The organism is Methyloparacoccus sp. NF-16, from assembly GCF_056880625.1.
This window is the reverse complement of sequence record NZ_CP174130.1, coordinates 2,698,519-2,713,490: the sequence shown is the minus strand read 5'-3', so window position 1 is coordinate 2,713,490 and position 14,972 is coordinate 2,698,519. Positions and strand designations below refer to the sequence as shown.

Below are 14,972 nucleotides of genomic sequence, written 5' to 3'. Positions count from 1 at the left end.
TGTCTGGTCAAGGCCTATTGTCTGTGGTGCTGTCGTTTTCGGATACCAGCATGTCTGCCCGGCTAATACCAAGCCAGACAGTCAGCGCGCTTGCAACATATATCGAAGAGTAGGTTCCAACGACGATGCCAATAATCAAGGCAAGCGAGAAATAATGCAGGGCCTGTCCTCCCCATAGGGCCATTGCCAGAACGGTCAGCAAGGTTAGAAAGGATGTCATCAGGGTCCTGCTGAGGGTTTCGTTGATTGACAGATTCACGACCTGGATCGTGTCTGCGCGACGGACCTTCCTGAAGTTTTCCCGTATCCTGTCGAAAACGACGATTGTGTCATTCAGTGAGTATCCCATGATGGCCAACACGGCTGCCAGAACGGTCAGGTCGAATTCCCAGTCGAAAAAGGAAAAGAACCCTACAATCATGATGATGTCATGCAAGGTTGCCAAGATGGCTCCCAATGAGAATCGCCATTCGAATCGCCAGGCAACATATATAAGAATGCCTATCGTGGCCATGATCATCGCGAGCACGGCGCCCTCGGCCAGGTCCTCACCGACTTGTGGTCCGACAAACTCGATGCGGGTCATGTCGGCCTGGTTGGAGGCGTCATCGTTGATGGCATGCATGATCTTATTCTTGAGCTCTATATTCGTGAGATCTTTTGCGGGTGCCAAACGAATCAGAACCTGACGCGAGCTGCCGAATGTCTGGGCGACGGGCTTGATAAAGCCCGCTCTCTCCAGCCGTAACCGAATATCATGAATGTCAGCCGCCTCCTTAAACGAGGTTTCCACTACCGTGCCGCCCGTGAAGTCCACTGAGTAATGCAAACCTTTGGCGGCCAACGAGATAATGGCTGCCACACTGAGCACGACGGAAATGCCAACCCATAGCAGGCGCATTTTCATGAAGTCAATTCTGTAGCTGATATTATGGCTTGATCCCTTCATAAGACTCTCCTCGGAAAGCTGGGTGATGCCGTGCTGCTTGAGGTGTGTCGCCTCAAGTCAGCTGAGTCGGCCGTGGCAATTTTTGAATTTTCTGCCGGAGCCGCAGGGGCAGGGGTCGTTGCGGCCGACCTTGGCGCTGTCGCGGACAAACGGGCGCGCCGCCGGGGGGGCGGCGGGTTCGCCGGTGTCGGCGTCGTCGGCCGCCTCCGCCGCCGCCTCGCCGAGGGCGCTGACCTCGGCATGCTGGTACTCGAACTGCTGCGGCGCGCGGTTCTGCTCCTCCATCTGGTTCACGTCCTCGTCGGAGCGCACCTGTACCTTGGAGACGATGCCGATGACTTCATGCTTGATGCCGTCGAGCATGGAGGTGAACATCTCGAAGGCTTCCTTCTTGTATTCCTGCTTGGGGTCCTTCTGGGCGTAGCCGCGCAGGTGGATGCCCTGGCGCAGGTGATCCATGGCCGCCAGGTGCTCCTTCCAGGAGTCGTCCAGCACCTGCAGCATCACGGTCTTCTCGAAGTGCCGCATGACCTTGGGGCCGATGGCGTCGGCCTTGTCGCGGTAGAGCCGTCCCAGATGCTCGACCAGGCGCTCGCGCAGGCGGTCCTCGTCGAGCCGGGCGTCGTCGTCCAGCCATTGCTGGACCGGCAGGCGGACGCCGATGTCGCGCTCCAGCGCCTCTTCCAGGCCCTTGACGTCCCACTGTTCCTCCAGCGTCTGCGGCGGGATGAACTGGGTGAACAGCTGGGCCACGCTGTCGCCACGGGCGGCGTCGATGGTGGCCGAGATGTCGTCGCTCTGCATCAGCTGGTCGCGCATGTGGTAGATGACGCGGCGCTGGTCGTTGGCGACGTTGTCGTATTCCAGCAGTTGCTTGCGGATGTCGAAGTTGCGCGATTCGACCTTGCGCTGGGCATTCTCGATGGCCCGCGTGACCCAGGGATGCTCGATGGATTCGCCGTCCTTCATGCCCAGTCGCTGCATGAGCGCGGCAACCCGGTCGGAGGCGAAAATGCGCATCAGCGGGTCTTCCAGCGACAGGTAGAAGCGCGAGGAGCCGGGGTCGCCCTGGCGGCCGGAGCGGCCGCGCAGCTGGTTGTCGACACGCCGCGATTCATGCCGCTCGGAACCGATGACGTGCAGGCCGCCGGCGGCGGTGACCTGCTGGTGCCGGGCTTCCCAGGCGGCCTTGGCGGCGGCCAGGGCCGCCTGGTCCCCGGGGTCGAAGCCGGCGGTATCCTCTTCCAGGCTGCCGCCGAGAACGATGTCGGTGCCGCGACCGGCCATGTTGGTGGCGATGGTGACGGCGCCGGGCTTGCCGGCCTGGGCGACGATGTGGGCTTCCTGCTCGTGATGCTTGGCGTTGAGCACCTGGTGCGGGATACCCTGCTGCGTGAGCTGCTGGGAGATGCGTTCGGAGTTCTCGATCGAGGTGGTGCCGACCAGCACCGGCTGGCCGCGCTGGTGGCAGTCCTTCACGTCTTCGACGATGGCCTGGTATTTCTCGCGCACGGTCAGGTAGACCAGGTCGCCGAGATCCCGGCGCGCCATCGCCCGGTTAGGCGGAATGCAGACGACTTCCAGGCCGTAGATCTGGTGGAACTCGGTGGCTTCGGTGTCGGCCGTGCCGGTCATGCCGGACAGCTTGGCGTAGAGGCGGAAGTAGTTCTGGAAGGTGATCGAGGCGAGGGTCTGGTTCTCGTTCTGCACCGCCACGCCTTCCTTGGCCTCGACGGCCTGGTGCAGCCCCTCCGACCAGCGGCGGCCGGGCATGGCGCGGCCGGTGAATTCGTCGACGATGATGACCTGGCCGTCGCGCACGATGTAGTCGACATCGCGCTGGAACAGGGCATGGGCCTTCAGCGAGGCGTTGAGGTAGTGCAGCAGGCGGATGTTGACGGCGTCGTACAGGCTTTCGTGGGGCTGGATCAGGCTGCTCTCGACCAGCAGCCGCTCGATGTGCTCGTGCCCGGCTTCGCTCAGAAACACCTGGCGCGATTTCTCGTCGACCGAATAGTCGCCAGGGCCGTCTTCGATCGCCTGCCGGGTCAGCCGCGGCATCAGCACCTGGATCTTCTGGTACAGGTCGCTGCGGTCCTCGGTCGGGCCGGAGATGATCAGCGGCGTCCGCGCTTCGTCGATGAGGATGGAGTCGACCTCGTCGACGATGGCGAAGAACTTGTCGCGCTGGACCCGCTGGTCCAGGCTGAAGGCCATGTTGTCCCGCAGGTAGTCGAAACCGAACTCGTTGTTGGTGCCGTAGGTGATGTCGGCGGCGTAGGCCGCGCGGCGTTCCTCGGTGCCGAGGTTGCTGACGATGCAGCCGACCGTGAGGCCGAGAAAGCGGTAGATCCGGCCCATCCATTCGGAGTCGCGGCGGGCCAGGTAGTCGTTCACGGTGACCACGTGGACACCCTTGCCCGGCAGGGCGTTGAGGTAGGCGGCCAGGGTGGCGACCAGGGTCTTGCCCTCGCCGGTCTTCATCTCGGCGATCTTGCCGTCGTTGAGCACCATGCCGCCGATCAGCTGCACGTCGAAGTGGCGCATGTTGAGCACCCGGCGCGAAGCTTCCCGCACCGTCGCAAAGGCTTCCGGCAGGATCTGCTCCAGCGTCTCGCCCTCGGCGAGGCGCGACCGGAACACCTGGGTCCTGTCCTGCAGCTCGGCGTCGGACAGCCCCCGGTACTCCGCCTCCAGGGCATTGATGCGCTTGACGATCCTGCGTTTCTTGTTGACGATGCGGTCGTTGCGGCTGCCAACGACTCGCTTGATGAGGGCATGTAGCATGCTGAATACCGGGGTCGCCATATAGGGGTGGTTCCAGTCTATTCAGCGGCGCATAAAAATCGCATAAAGACGGCGGCCACCCGAGGTGACGGGGGATGGGCCGGCAGTCCGCCCCATCCGGGGCGACGTCGTTGACGGAATCCGGGTCAGGTTTCAAACTCGCGCCACGCGCCGTGCCGGGCGCGTTCTTTTCTGTCACCGACCGGGGGAGGTGCGCATGCCGTGCATCGCTTACAACAGCGGTTACAAGTACCAGCTGAAGGAACCCTATGCCGTTACCCTCGAGATCCGGCCCGTGGTGCCGATCGACACGGACTATGTGAAGCTCGACGGCGACGGCCGGCTCAGCCTTGCCAAGGGCTATGCCTGGGATGGCCCCTCGGGGCCGACGATCGACACCCTCAGCTTCATGCGCGCCTCGCTGGTGCATGACGCGCTCTATCAGCTGATGCGGGAAGGCCATCTGGACAAGGCGCGGACGCGCGAGCTGGCCGACCGCATCCTGCGGCGCATCTGCCTGGAGGATGGCATGTGGTCGCTGCGCGCCTGGTGGGTTTACCAGGGGGTCCGCCTGTTTGCCGACCCGGCCGCCGACCCCGCCGCCCAGCGTCCGGTCCAGCGGGCGCCCAAGGGCTGCCGGGCGTGACCCGGCCGGGCGGACCGCTGGCGGATTGTCCGCCGCCCGGGCAGTATCGTACCTGCGGCATCCATCACACCGATCCCCGCGCCGTGGCGCCGGAGCACCACCGGGCGGATTTCTGCGTGGCGGCCGCTGCGCCGTCGCCCGACACGTCGGTTCCCGCGACCATGTGGTGGCGGCGGACTTTCTCCATCGCCTATGGTTGCCGGCCAGCGGCGAGTAACTGCGCGACTTTCCGGTCTTCTTTCACTACGTCAACGTCGGCCCCGGCGTCACCGAGGCGATGATGATCACCGACGTGTATCTGCCTTTGCGCTGACGGCCGGCACCGCTCAAGCCGTCGCCATCGCCACCCCCCTGTCTGCCAACCCTGAGGAGCATGTCCGATGAGCGATAACAACAACAAGAACAAGCTGACCACGGCCAGCGGCTGCCCCGTGGCGGACAACCAGAATGTCCTGACGGCGGGGCCGCGCGGACCGATGCTGTTGCAGGATGTCTGGTTCCTGGAGAAGCTGGCGCATTTCGACCGCGAGGTGATCCCCGAGCGGCGCATGCATGCCAAGGGCTCCGGCGCCCATGGCCGCTTCACCGTGACCCACGACATCAGCCGCTACTCCAGGGCGAAGCTGTTTGCCGCGATCGGCAGGCAGACGGAGGTTTTCGTCCGTTTCTCGACCGTCGCCGGCGAGCGCGGCGCGGCGGATGCCGAGCGCGACATCCGCGGTTTCGCGATCAAGTTCTATACCGAGGAGGGCAACTGGGATCTGGTGGGCAACAACACGCCGGTGTTCTTCCTGCGCGATCCGCTCAAGTTCCCCGACCTCAACCACGCGGTCAAGCGCGACCCGCGCACCCATCTGCGCCGCGCACAGAGCAACTGGGATTTCTGGACCCTGCTGCCGGAGGCGCTGCACCAGATCACCATCGTCATGTCGGATCGTGGCATCCCTGCCAGCTATCGCCACATGCACGGTTTCGGCGGCCATACTTTCAGCTTCATCAACGCGCGGAACGAGCGCCACTGGGTGAAGTTCCACCTCAAGAGTCGCCAGGGCATCCGGCACCTGACCGATGCCGAGGCCGCGGCACTGATCGGCCGCGACCGCGAGTCGCACCAGCGCGATCTCTACGAGGCCATCGAGCGCGGCGAGTACCCGCAGTGGGCGCTCAAGGTGCAGGTCATGCCGGAGCGGGAGGCCGCGGCGCTGCCTTACAACCCCTTCGACCTGACCAAGGTCTGGCCGCACGGCGACTACCCCTTGATCGATGTCGGCGTGCTGACGCTCGACCGCAACCCCGCGAACTACCATGCCGAGGTCGAGCAGGCGGCCTTCAACCCGGCCAACATCGTGCCCGGCATCGGCTTCTCGCCCGACCGCATGTTGCAGGGGCGGCTGTTCAGCTATGGTGACGCGCAGCGCTACCGCCTGGGGGTCAATCACCATCAGATTCCCGTCAACGCCCCGCGTTGCCCGGTGCACCACTATCACCGCGACGGCGCCATGCGCGTGGACGGCAACCATGGTGGCACCCCGGGCTACGAGCCCAACAGCCATGACGTGTGGCGGGAGCAGCCTGAGGTGCGCGAGCCGCCGCTGGCTCTCGAAGGTGCCGCCGACCACTGGAACCACCGCGAGGTCGACGAGACCGTCCGGCGGCGTCATGTCCGCCACTGCGGGAAGGCCGATCCGGCCTACGGCGAGGGCGTTGCCAGAGCCCTGGACATGGCGCCGGGAGCGCCGGCATGAGCTGCGGGCCTGTGCCGGCACCGGGCGGGCAGGGGGGCGAGCACCCGTCTGGCAGTGACGCATCCCGCGCCGGTGGCGCTGGCCTGTCGGTCGAGGATGGCGCCAAGGCGGTGGTCCGCCGCTATGTCGACGCCTTCAACCGGGGCGACCTGGCCGCGCTCAAGGAACTGCTGCACGAGGACGCGGAAATCCAGGGTGTCCTGGGGCGGGGCCGCATCCAGTGGGTAGAGCCGGTCTGGCGCCAGCTGATCGAGGGTTACGGCATGCGCCTGCGCCTCCGCGGCCTGATTGCCGAGGGCAATCTGGTCGCCGCGCTGTACACGGAGACCGGGACCTTCCGCGCCCCGGCCTTCGGTCAGGCGCCCACCGGCCGGTCCTACGAACTGGTGGCCATGGAGTGGTTCGAGATCGAGGACGGCCGGATCCGCCGGCGCTGGGGCGCGCGGGATGCCGCCGCCCAGGCCCGCCAGCTGGGCCTGGCGCCGCCGGATCACGGCATGGACGCCGGTGCCGGATGAGCGCGCCGATGGGCCAGCGCCTCTGGCTGGCCTGGAGCAGCGGCAAGGACAGTGCCTGGGCATTGCACGTCCTGCGGCAGGACCCACGCTACCAGGTCGACGGTTTGTTCTGTACCGTGAACCGGGAGCATGATCGGGTCAGCCTGCACGGCGTCAGGGTGTCGCTGTTGCGGCAGCAGGCGGAAAGCGCCGGACTGCCGCTGCGGATCGTCGGGATTCCCTCGCCCTGCAGCGATGCCGGCTATGCCGACATCATGGCCGCCCTGGTGGAGACCGCCGCGGGGGCGGGGGTCGAAGGCTTCGCCTTCGGCGATCTGCTGCTGGAGGACGTGCGGCGCTACCGCGAGGCGCGCCTGCGCGGCACCGGCATCCGCGCCCTGTTTCCGCTCTGGGGCCGGTCCACGGCCAGTCTGGCGCGCACCATGCTGGCCGGTGGACTGAAGGCCCGGCTGACCTGCCTGGACCCCGGTCGCCTGCCGGAGCGGCTGGCCGGCCGCGAATACGACGCCACGCTGCTCGACGAACTGCCGGCCACGGTCGATCCGTGCGGGGAGAACGGCGAGTTTCACAGCATCGCCTACGACGGGCCGATGTTTCGCTGGCCGATCGCGATGCGGCGGGGGGAAACGCTGCGGCGCGACGGCTTCGTCTATACCGACTGGCTGCCGGTCGCCGGGGCGGCGCCGGGCTGAACCGCCCGCTCAGGCGGCCGTGACGATGCGCGCCGCCTGCACGTTGTGCACCTTGGCAATCTGGCCCAGCGCCAGGCTGAGCTGGCCGAGGTCGGTCACCTCGCAGGTGATTTCCATGATCACGCTGTTGTCCTGCGGGTCGGTCAGGCTGTGGGTGTGGACGATGTTGATGTGCTCGCCGCTCAGGATGTGGGCGATGTCCTTGAGCAGACCCTTGCGGTCCAGCGCCCGCACCTCGACATCGACCGGGAAACCCTCGGGCTCCGAACCCCAGGCGACATCCATCAGCCGGCCATGCTTCTCCAGCGGCAGTTGCAGGATGTTGACGCAGTCCTGACGGTGGATGGCGATGCCGCGCGCCACGGTGACGAAGCCGATGATGGGATCGCCGGGATGCGGGTTGCAGCAGCGGGCCATGTGCGTGACCAGGTTGCGCACGCCCTGGATGGTGATCTCGTCGCGCGCCGGCGCCTGTCGCGGCCGTGGCGGTCTGGCCGGCCGGGGCATCAGGTCCTGCGGCTTCAGCGCCGCCGCCAGCTGCATGGCGGTGACATCGGCCCGGCCCAGCGCCAGCAGCAGGTCGTCGCCGCGCGGCAGGTGGAAATGCCGGGCCAGCTGTTCCAGGTCGGCTTCGCGGATGCCCAGCCGCTGCCGCTCGTGGTCGAAGATCTGCTTGCCGGCCTTCATGTGCCGCTCGTGATCCTGCTGGCGGAACCAGGCGCGGATCTTGTTGCGGGCGTGGGCCGTCCTGATGTAGCCCAGGTGCGGGTCGATCCAGCCGAGGCTGGGGCCGCCGTGCTTGGCGGTGAGGATCTCGACCTTCTCGCCCGATTTCAGCACATAGGTCAGCGGCACCATGCGGCCATTGACCTTGGCACCCCGGCAGCGGTGGCCGACCTCGGTGTGGATGCCGTAGGCGAAATCCACCGGGGTGGCGCCCTTGCGCAGGCGGATGACCTGGCCCTTGGGCGTCAGCACGAAGATCTGGTCCTCGAACACTTCCGAGCGGAACGAGTCGAGGATGCCCTGTTCGTCGTCGCGGCTTTCCAGCAGCTGCCGCAGGGTGTTGACGTTGCGGTCCAGCGCCTGGTCCTGCTTGCTGCCTTCCTTGTAGCGCCAGTGGGCGGCGACGCCGTACTCGGCGAAGCTGTGCATGTCCTCGGTGCGGATCTGGATTTCCACCGGCCGGCCCTCCGGCCCCACCACCACCGTGTGCAGCGACTGGTAGCCGTTGGCCTTGGGGTTGGCGATGTAGTCGTCGAATTCCTTGGGAATGTGCAGCCAGGCGCTGTGGACCAGGCCCAGCACCGTGTAGCAGGTGGATACGTCCTTGACGATCACCCGTACCGCATGCAGGTCATACAGCTCCTCCAGCGGGATTTCCTTGCGCTCGATCTTCTTGTGGATGCTGTAGATGTGCTTCGGCCGCCCGTAGACCCGGCCGGGGATGCCGGCGGCTTCCAGCTTTTCCCGCAGCTCGTTCATGAAGTGCTGGACGAAACTTTCGCGGGCGGCGCGGTTGGCCGCCAGCGACTTGGCCAGCCGCTTGTATTCCTCCGGTTCCAGATAGCGGAACGAGAGGTCCTCCATTTCCCACTTGAGCTGGCCCACGCCGAGCCGGTTGGCCAGCGGCGTGAACAGGTCCAGCGTTTCCAGGGCGATGTTGCGGCGCAGTTCCGGATCCGGATTGTCCTTCAGCAGCCGCAGGCGCTGCAGGCGGTAGGCCAGCTTCACCAGCACGGCGCGGACGTCGTTGACCACCGCCAGCAGCATGCTGCGCAGCAGCTCGGCCTGATCCGGCTGCTTGCTTTCCACCTTGTGGTACTCGTCGAAGGTGTTGAGCCAGTTGACCTTCTGCACCAGCGCCGCGGTCTTGGCGCCGAAGCGGCGCTCGATCAGGCCGGCGTCGATGCTGTCGCGGATGTAGGGGTCACTGAGCAGCGCCACGATCACCGTGGTCGCGTCGACCCGCAGCTGATGCACGATATGGGCGACATCGATGCCGCGCGGCCGGGTCAGCGCGTCCTCGTCGCGGGCGTCGAGCGCCAGGCTCAGGGCGTCGGCAATGCGCTGCCGGTCCTCGTCCGCATAGCCGGCCGTGAGGCGGGCCAGCAGGTCGGCTTCGGGCTGGGAGGAAATGTCGGCGTGATAGTTCGAATGCTTCATGCGGCAGCTGACGGGGCGGCACCTGCCGCTCGGATATGACCTGGCTGATAGTACCAAAGTCGGTACGGCGGAAGGGGTTGAGCGCCAGGGACGGCCCACCGTGGCTGTGGCAGAATCCCGGCTTGTCCTGCCTGCCGATGGTGGCCCCATGTCCGATTCCGACGCGCGTGAGTATGAGCTGCCGGCCAGCCTGGCGGCCGGCAGCTGGCGGACGCTGCTGGCCGAGCCGGAGCGCCTGCGCCCGGTCCGCGAGACCACCCCGCATCTGGTCGTGCTGGACACCTTCGACCGTGCGCTGCTGGCGGCCGGTCTCTGGCTGGGGCTGGAGCGACGCCGGGCCGGTTCCCGCCTGGTCTGTCCCGATGAGCGGGGGGTCTGGCAGCGGGCGGCGGTGCGGGCGGCGGAGCATCTGCTGGCCGCCGACCTGGCCCCGCTGCCGGGCGCCGACCGGCTGGTGCGCCGGATCGGCCTGCGCGCCTTGCTGCCGCAGCTGGCCCTCACCGGCACCCGCGCCGAGTGGCGGCTGACCGATGCCGGGACCGGCGCGGCACGGGTGCTGCTGTTCGAGGAGCGCTGGCGCGCGCACTGCGGCACCGCCGAGGCGGTTCTGCCGCTGCGCCTCCGCATCGTCCCGCTCAAGGGCGCGCGGCGCGAGGCCCGCGCGCTGCTCCAGCGCCTGCAACAGGCGGCGATCCTGACGCCGGCGCCGGGTCTGTATCTTGACGCCGTCAGTCAGCTCGGCGCGGGCTGGCCGGCCACCGTGCCGCCCATGCGGGTGCTGGACGACCCCGCCCAGCGGTCCGACCAGGCGGCCCGGCAGGCGCTGCGGGGACTGCTCGAGGTCATGCTGGCCAATAGCGAAGGCGTGCTGGCGGAGACCGATACCGAGTTCCTGCATGACTTCCGGGTTGCCGTGCGGCGTACCCGCGCCGTGCTCGGCCAGCTCGGCTGCCGCGCCTTGCCGGCGCATCAGGTCGAACGCTTCCGGCGCGGATTTGCCGCCCTGGCCCAGGCCACCGGCGAATCGCGGGATCTCGATGTCATGCTGCTGGCGCTGGAGCCGTTCGACGCAGCGCTGCCGCCCGAACTGCGTGGACAGTTCGGACCCTTGCGCGACGCGGTGGCGGCACAGGCGTGCAAGGCGCATCAGCGGCTCGCTGTCCGCCTGCGCTCGGCCGCGCACCGACGCTTCCTGGCCGCCTGGGGCCGCTTCCTGGATCGCCCGCCGCCGCGCCGGCCGGTCGCCGCCGCCGCCCGGCAGCCGATCGAGCCGCTGGCCAGCCGGCGCATCTGGAAGCTTTACCGCCGCCTGCTGCGCGAGGGCCGGGCCATTGCCCCCGACAGCCCCGCCGAGGCCCTGCACGAGCTGCGCAAGACGGCCAAGAAACTCCGCTACCAGATGGAAGTGTTCGCCGGGCTCTACCCGGCGGAGCGGCTGGCCGTCTCCCTGAAATGGCTGAAGAAGCTGCAGAACCTGCTCGGCGCGTTCCAGGATGCCAGCGTGCAGGTCGAACGGCTCCGCGAGCTGGCCGACCGGTTCCGCGAGCGGGGCGCGCCCACCGCCACCCTGCTGGCGATCGGCGGCACCATCACCCGCCTGCTCGACGAGCGGCAGCGCCTGCGCGCGCGTTACGCCGCCGTGTTCGAGGATTTCGCCAGCGCCGGCCATCGCCGCCGATTCCGCCAGCTGTTTCGGCCGCGCGATCCTTGCGCCACCCCCGGCGCCGGATCGTCGCGGGGCTAACCGGGCACGGGCAGCGGGACAGCCGCGTCGGCCGGCCGCGCCGCCGCCCGTCCGGCGTAGGGCGACAGCACCGCCTTCATCCGCTCGATGTCCAGCGGCTTGGCGAGGAAGTCGTTCATGCCGGCCGCCAGCGCCGCGGCACGCTCCTCGGGCAGCACGCCGGCCGTCAGGGCGATGACGGGGAGGGCGTCCCAATCGGGGTTGCTGCGGATTTCGCGCGTCGCGGCCAGGCCATCCAGGACCGGCATCTGGACATCCATCAGGACCACGTCGAAGTCCCGGGGCCGCTCGCGCAGGGTGGCCAGCGCCGTCCGCCCCTCCGAGGCCTTCATCACGCTCGCGCCCTGGAGTTGCAGTACCCGTTCGAGCATGCGCAGGTTGACGGGATTGTCATCGACGGCCAGCACCCGCAGGCCGTCCAGCGGCGCCCGGGTCGGTTCGGTGGTGACGGTCGCCACGGTCGCTGTCGCCGGCCCGGTATCGGGATGGGCCCGCCGGAAGGGAATTTCCAGCCAGAAGGTGCTGCCGATGCCTTCGTGGCTGACGACGCCCAGCTCTCCCCCCATCAGTTCGACCAGCTGCTTGCCGATGACCAGCCCCAGGCCGGTGCCGCCGTGGCGCCGGGCGAGGCTGGCATCGCCCTGCCGGAAAGCCTGGAACAGCTGGCTCTGGGCCGCCAGACTCATGCCGGTTCCGGTATCCCTGACCTCGATGCGCAGCCGCAGCGTGGCCGCATCGCCCGGAATGGACTGGATTGCCAGCTCGACCGAGCCCTGCTCGGTGAACTTGATGGCGTTGCCGACCAGTTTGAGCAGGATCTGTTCCAGGCGGCCCGGGTCGCCGACGATTTCCTCGTCCGGTGCGGCCGCTGCCGGGATATGCAGCGCGAGCCGCTTCTGCTGCGCCCGCGGGCCCAGGATCAGCGCCACATGCGCCAGGATCGGCGGCAGGCGGAAGGTTTGTGTCTCCAGGCTCAGGCGGCCGGTTTCGAGTTCGGCGATATCCAGCAAGTCGTTGATGATGTGCAGCAGGTGCTTGCCCGATTCGCGGATCATCCCCAGGGCGTCGCGTTGATCCGGGCGCGGCGCGTCCCGTTCCAGGAGCTCCGCGAACCCGAGGATGCCATTCAGGGGGGTGCGGAGTTCGTGGCTCATGTGACCGAGGAACCGGGTTTTGGCCGCATTGGCGATGCCGAGCTGGCGGTTCTTTTCCAGGAGTTCCTGCTCCGCCTGCTTGCGGGCCGTGATGTCGATGCTGGTGCCGCGCATCATCAGGGGCTTGCCGTTCGTGTCGTAGCAGAACTCGCCGCGGCCTTCGGTCCAGTGCAGGCTGCCATCGGGCCAGACGAGCCGGAACTCCTGCACATAGGGCGCCCGCGTCCGGCGGCTCTGCTCGATGCACGCGCCCAGGCGGGCGCGATCGTCGGGATGGATGCGGTCGGTGAACGTTTTCCGGGCGCCGGTGAATTCACCGGGGGCATAGCCCCACAGCTGCTCCTGCTCCGGCGACCAGGTGAAGTGGTCGGTGACCAGGTTCCATTCCCAGATGCCGATGTGCGCCGCCTGGATGGCCAGCCGCAGGGTTTCCTCCTGGCGCTTGCGGGCGTCGATATCGACGACCAGGGCGATCATGCCGCTGACCTGGCCCTCATCATCGAGCAGCCTGGCAACGCTGACGTTGACCCAGATCAGGCTGCCGTCCTTGCGGCAATAGCGCTTCTCCAGGAGAAAGGCCTGGCCATCCTCGAACAGTTGCCGGAGCAGCCGTTCGTTGCCCTCCCAGTCCTCGGCGTAGGTGATGTCCCGGGCCGTTTTGCCGATCATATCTTCTCGGGTATAGCCGAGCAGGGCGCAGACATGGTCGTTGACCTTGACGAAGCGGCCGGTGGGATCGGTCTCGATGATGCCGGTCAGGCTCTGCGCGACCATCGCGCCCAGCCGCTGTTCGCTTTCCTGGCGGGCCTTGAGTTCCCGTTGGCGGACGATTTCCTGCTGCCGCTGCACCCGTTCGGTGATGTCGTCGATCATGCAGAGCAGGTACGGCAGGGTGTCGCCGATCTCCAGGGCCAGGCGCGCAACGGTCATGCTGACCCAGACAACCGATCCGTCCGGTCGCAGGAGCCGGCGGTTGAGCTGGCAGTCGGACAGCTCGCCGCTGCTCAGCTGCGCCAGCTTTGCCGCGATGGCTACGGTATCGTCAGGGTGGGTGACCGCCATCCAGTCGAGCGCGCGCAGTTCCTCAAGCGAGCGCCCGACGATCTCCGCGAAGCGTGGATTGGTGTCGTAGATGTGACCGCTGGCGGGATCGAACAGGCCCACGCCCACCGGCGCCTGCCGGAACATGATCCGGAACCGCGCTTCCGCCGCCTCGCGGACCTGCAGATGCTCGATCTCGCGGCGTTGCCGGTCCCGCCGCCACAGCTGGTAGGTCGTCATGTAGACCAGCAGCAGTGACAGCGCCACGATGATGCCGGTGATCCAGGCGGTATCGCGCAGATAGGCCTCCGCCTCGTCCCGGTCCATCTTGGCGATCATCAGCCAGGGCGCGCCGCTGATCGGCGTGATGTAGGCCAGGACCGGCACGTTCCGGTAATCCCGGGCCTGCTCCACGATGCCGTGATGACCTCTTGCCGCCAGGGCGGCCGGCAGATGCTCGGCCGCGATGGGCAGGCGTTTGCGCAGGGCCGCCTCGGCCTCGTGACGCAGCGGAGAGAGAAATTGGACCTCGTTGCCCTCGGCCCGAACCAGCAGGGTTTCGGCGCTGTTGGTCGGCACCGGCCAGGACTCGACCAGGGGAAACAGGCGCCGCTCGGCGAACCAGGTGATGATGCCGACGCCCAGCAGCGGCTTGCCGGGCTCGCCGATGGGGGCGATCAGCGTATAGGCGATGCGGCCCTCCGGGCTCAGGTGCAGGCCCAGCGTTTCTATCCGTGGTCGGCCAAGCATGTCCCGCATGGCGGGGTGATCGGGCGTGATGGCAGGCGCGCCGACCGTGAAAACCGGCTGACCCTGCGCGTCGAGAATCACGATCCCGTCCCAGCCCCGGGTTTGAGCATAGCGGTCGATACGCTCGCGCATGCGGGACAACAGATGCGCTTGCTGGCGTCCGCTGGCCAGCCATTGGCCCAAGAGCAGCGGCAGCTGCGCGTTGCCCCAGAAATACATCTCGGCGTCGCTGACCGTCTCGGCGAGGAATTTCTCGATCTGCTGGCGTTTCTGTTCGGCGATCACGGTCAGGGTGCGGTAGGTTTCCCGTCGCAGGCTGTCGCAGAGTCCCCGGTAGGCCAAGGTGCCGATGCCGGCGATGGTCAGGGTCGCCAGGCACAGAGGCAGGATGAAACGCAGATGGGCACTCCTTGCCAAAGGCTCGGGTGGCCGGGAAACGACGGGCCGGACAGCGGGCAGGCGCATGTTATGTACCTCTATCGCGTCTTCTCTCCCGCGGCCGGGTGCCACGACACCGATGCAGCGGCGGCAAGGATGGCGATTGGCCTGTCTCGGTGCCCGGCCGAGCCTGGCCGCGGGGGCTGTTGCGATCCCGCCGTTGCCGGCTGCGCCATTCACCGGGAGGTCAGTCGCCGGTTTTCATTTTGCCATTTATCGGATTTCATTTTGATTCAATATGTCGGGATGTTAAGCCCATCATCACCTGTACGCGAGCGAAATCCCGTGGCGGGGAAGCCGAGAGGGTCAGGATTGGCGCGCCATGCCATGCCGCCGCGGTGA

At 67.2% G+C, this 14,972-nt stretch carries 9 protein-coding genes; 5 read left to right on the top strand and 4 right to left on the bottom strand.

Annotation, left to right across the window (positions count from 1 at the left end):
• Window positions 1–7: 7 nt before the first annotated feature.
• Complete coding sequence (gene secF, locus ACH5N8_RS12870; RefSeq protein ID WP_483281597.1) at window positions 8–949, bottom strand: protein translocase subunit SecF; 942 nt, start codon at window positions 947–949, stop codon at window positions 8–10.
• 57 nt (window positions 950–1,006) lie between these two features.
• The gene (gene secA / locus ACH5N8_RS12865; RefSeq protein WP_483281596.1) at window positions 1,007–3,736 is read right to left on the bottom strand and encodes a preprotein translocase subunit SecA; all 2,730 of its coding nucleotides are present in this window, start codon (window positions 3,734–3,736) and stop codon (window positions 1,007–1,009) included.
• A gap of 217 nt (window positions 3,737–3,953) precedes the next feature.
• Between secA and ACH5N8_RS12860 the strand changes: the two genes are divergently transcribed.
• The 4 genes from ACH5N8_RS12860 (at window position 3,954) to ACH5N8_RS12845 (ending at window position 7,337) form a co-directional block, all read left to right on the top strand.
• Window positions 3,954–4,382, top strand: a complete 429-nt coding sequence (locus tag ACH5N8_RS12860; RefSeq protein WP_483281595.1) for a DUF1353 domain-containing protein — start codon at window positions 3,954–3,956, stop codon at window positions 4,380–4,382.
• Between the two features lie 380 nt (window positions 4,383–4,762).
• Entirely contained in the window at window positions 4,763–6,127 is a 1,365-nt protein-coding gene (locus ACH5N8_RS12855; protein ID WP_483281594.1) for a catalase, read from the top strand.
• Window positions 6,124–6,645, top strand: coding sequence for an ester cyclase (locus ACH5N8_RS12850; RefSeq protein WP_483281593.1), 522 nt, complete (start codon window positions 6,124–6,126; stop codon window positions 6,643–6,645). The genes ACH5N8_RS12855 and ACH5N8_RS12850 overlap by 4 nt, the downstream gene beginning before the upstream one ends.
• Window positions 6,642–7,337: a Dph6-related ATP pyrophosphatase gene (locus ACH5N8_RS12845; RefSeq protein WP_483281592.1), complete on the top strand. Its 696-nt coding sequence runs from the start codon at window positions 6,642–6,644 to the stop codon at window positions 7,335–7,337. The genes ACH5N8_RS12850 and ACH5N8_RS12845 overlap by 4 nt, the downstream gene beginning before the upstream one ends.
• Before the next feature lie 9 nt (window positions 7,338–7,346).
• Here ACH5N8_RS12845 and ACH5N8_RS12840 read toward each other — a convergent pair whose 3' ends face one another.
• Entirely contained in the window at window positions 7,347–9,503 is a 2,157-nt protein-coding gene (locus ACH5N8_RS12840; protein ID WP_483281591.1) for a RelA/SpoT family protein, read from the bottom strand.
• Between the two features lie 148 nt (window positions 9,504–9,651).
• Between ACH5N8_RS12840 and ACH5N8_RS12835 the strand changes: the two genes are divergently transcribed.
• Complete coding sequence (locus ACH5N8_RS12835) at window positions 9,652–11,247, top strand: CHAD domain-containing protein (RefSeq protein ID WP_483281590.1); 1,596 nt, start codon at window positions 9,652–9,654, stop codon at window positions 11,245–11,247.
• Here the strand turns inward: ACH5N8_RS12835 and ACH5N8_RS12830 are convergent.
• The gene (locus ACH5N8_RS12830) at window positions 11,244–14,657 is read right to left on the bottom strand and encodes a PAS domain S-box protein (RefSeq protein ID WP_483281589.1); all 3,414 of its coding nucleotides are present in this window, start codon (window positions 14,655–14,657) and stop codon (window positions 11,244–11,246) included. The two genes, ACH5N8_RS12835 and ACH5N8_RS12830, sit on opposite strands and share 4 nt — an antisense overlap.
• Window positions 14,658–14,972 lie beyond the last annotated feature (315 nt).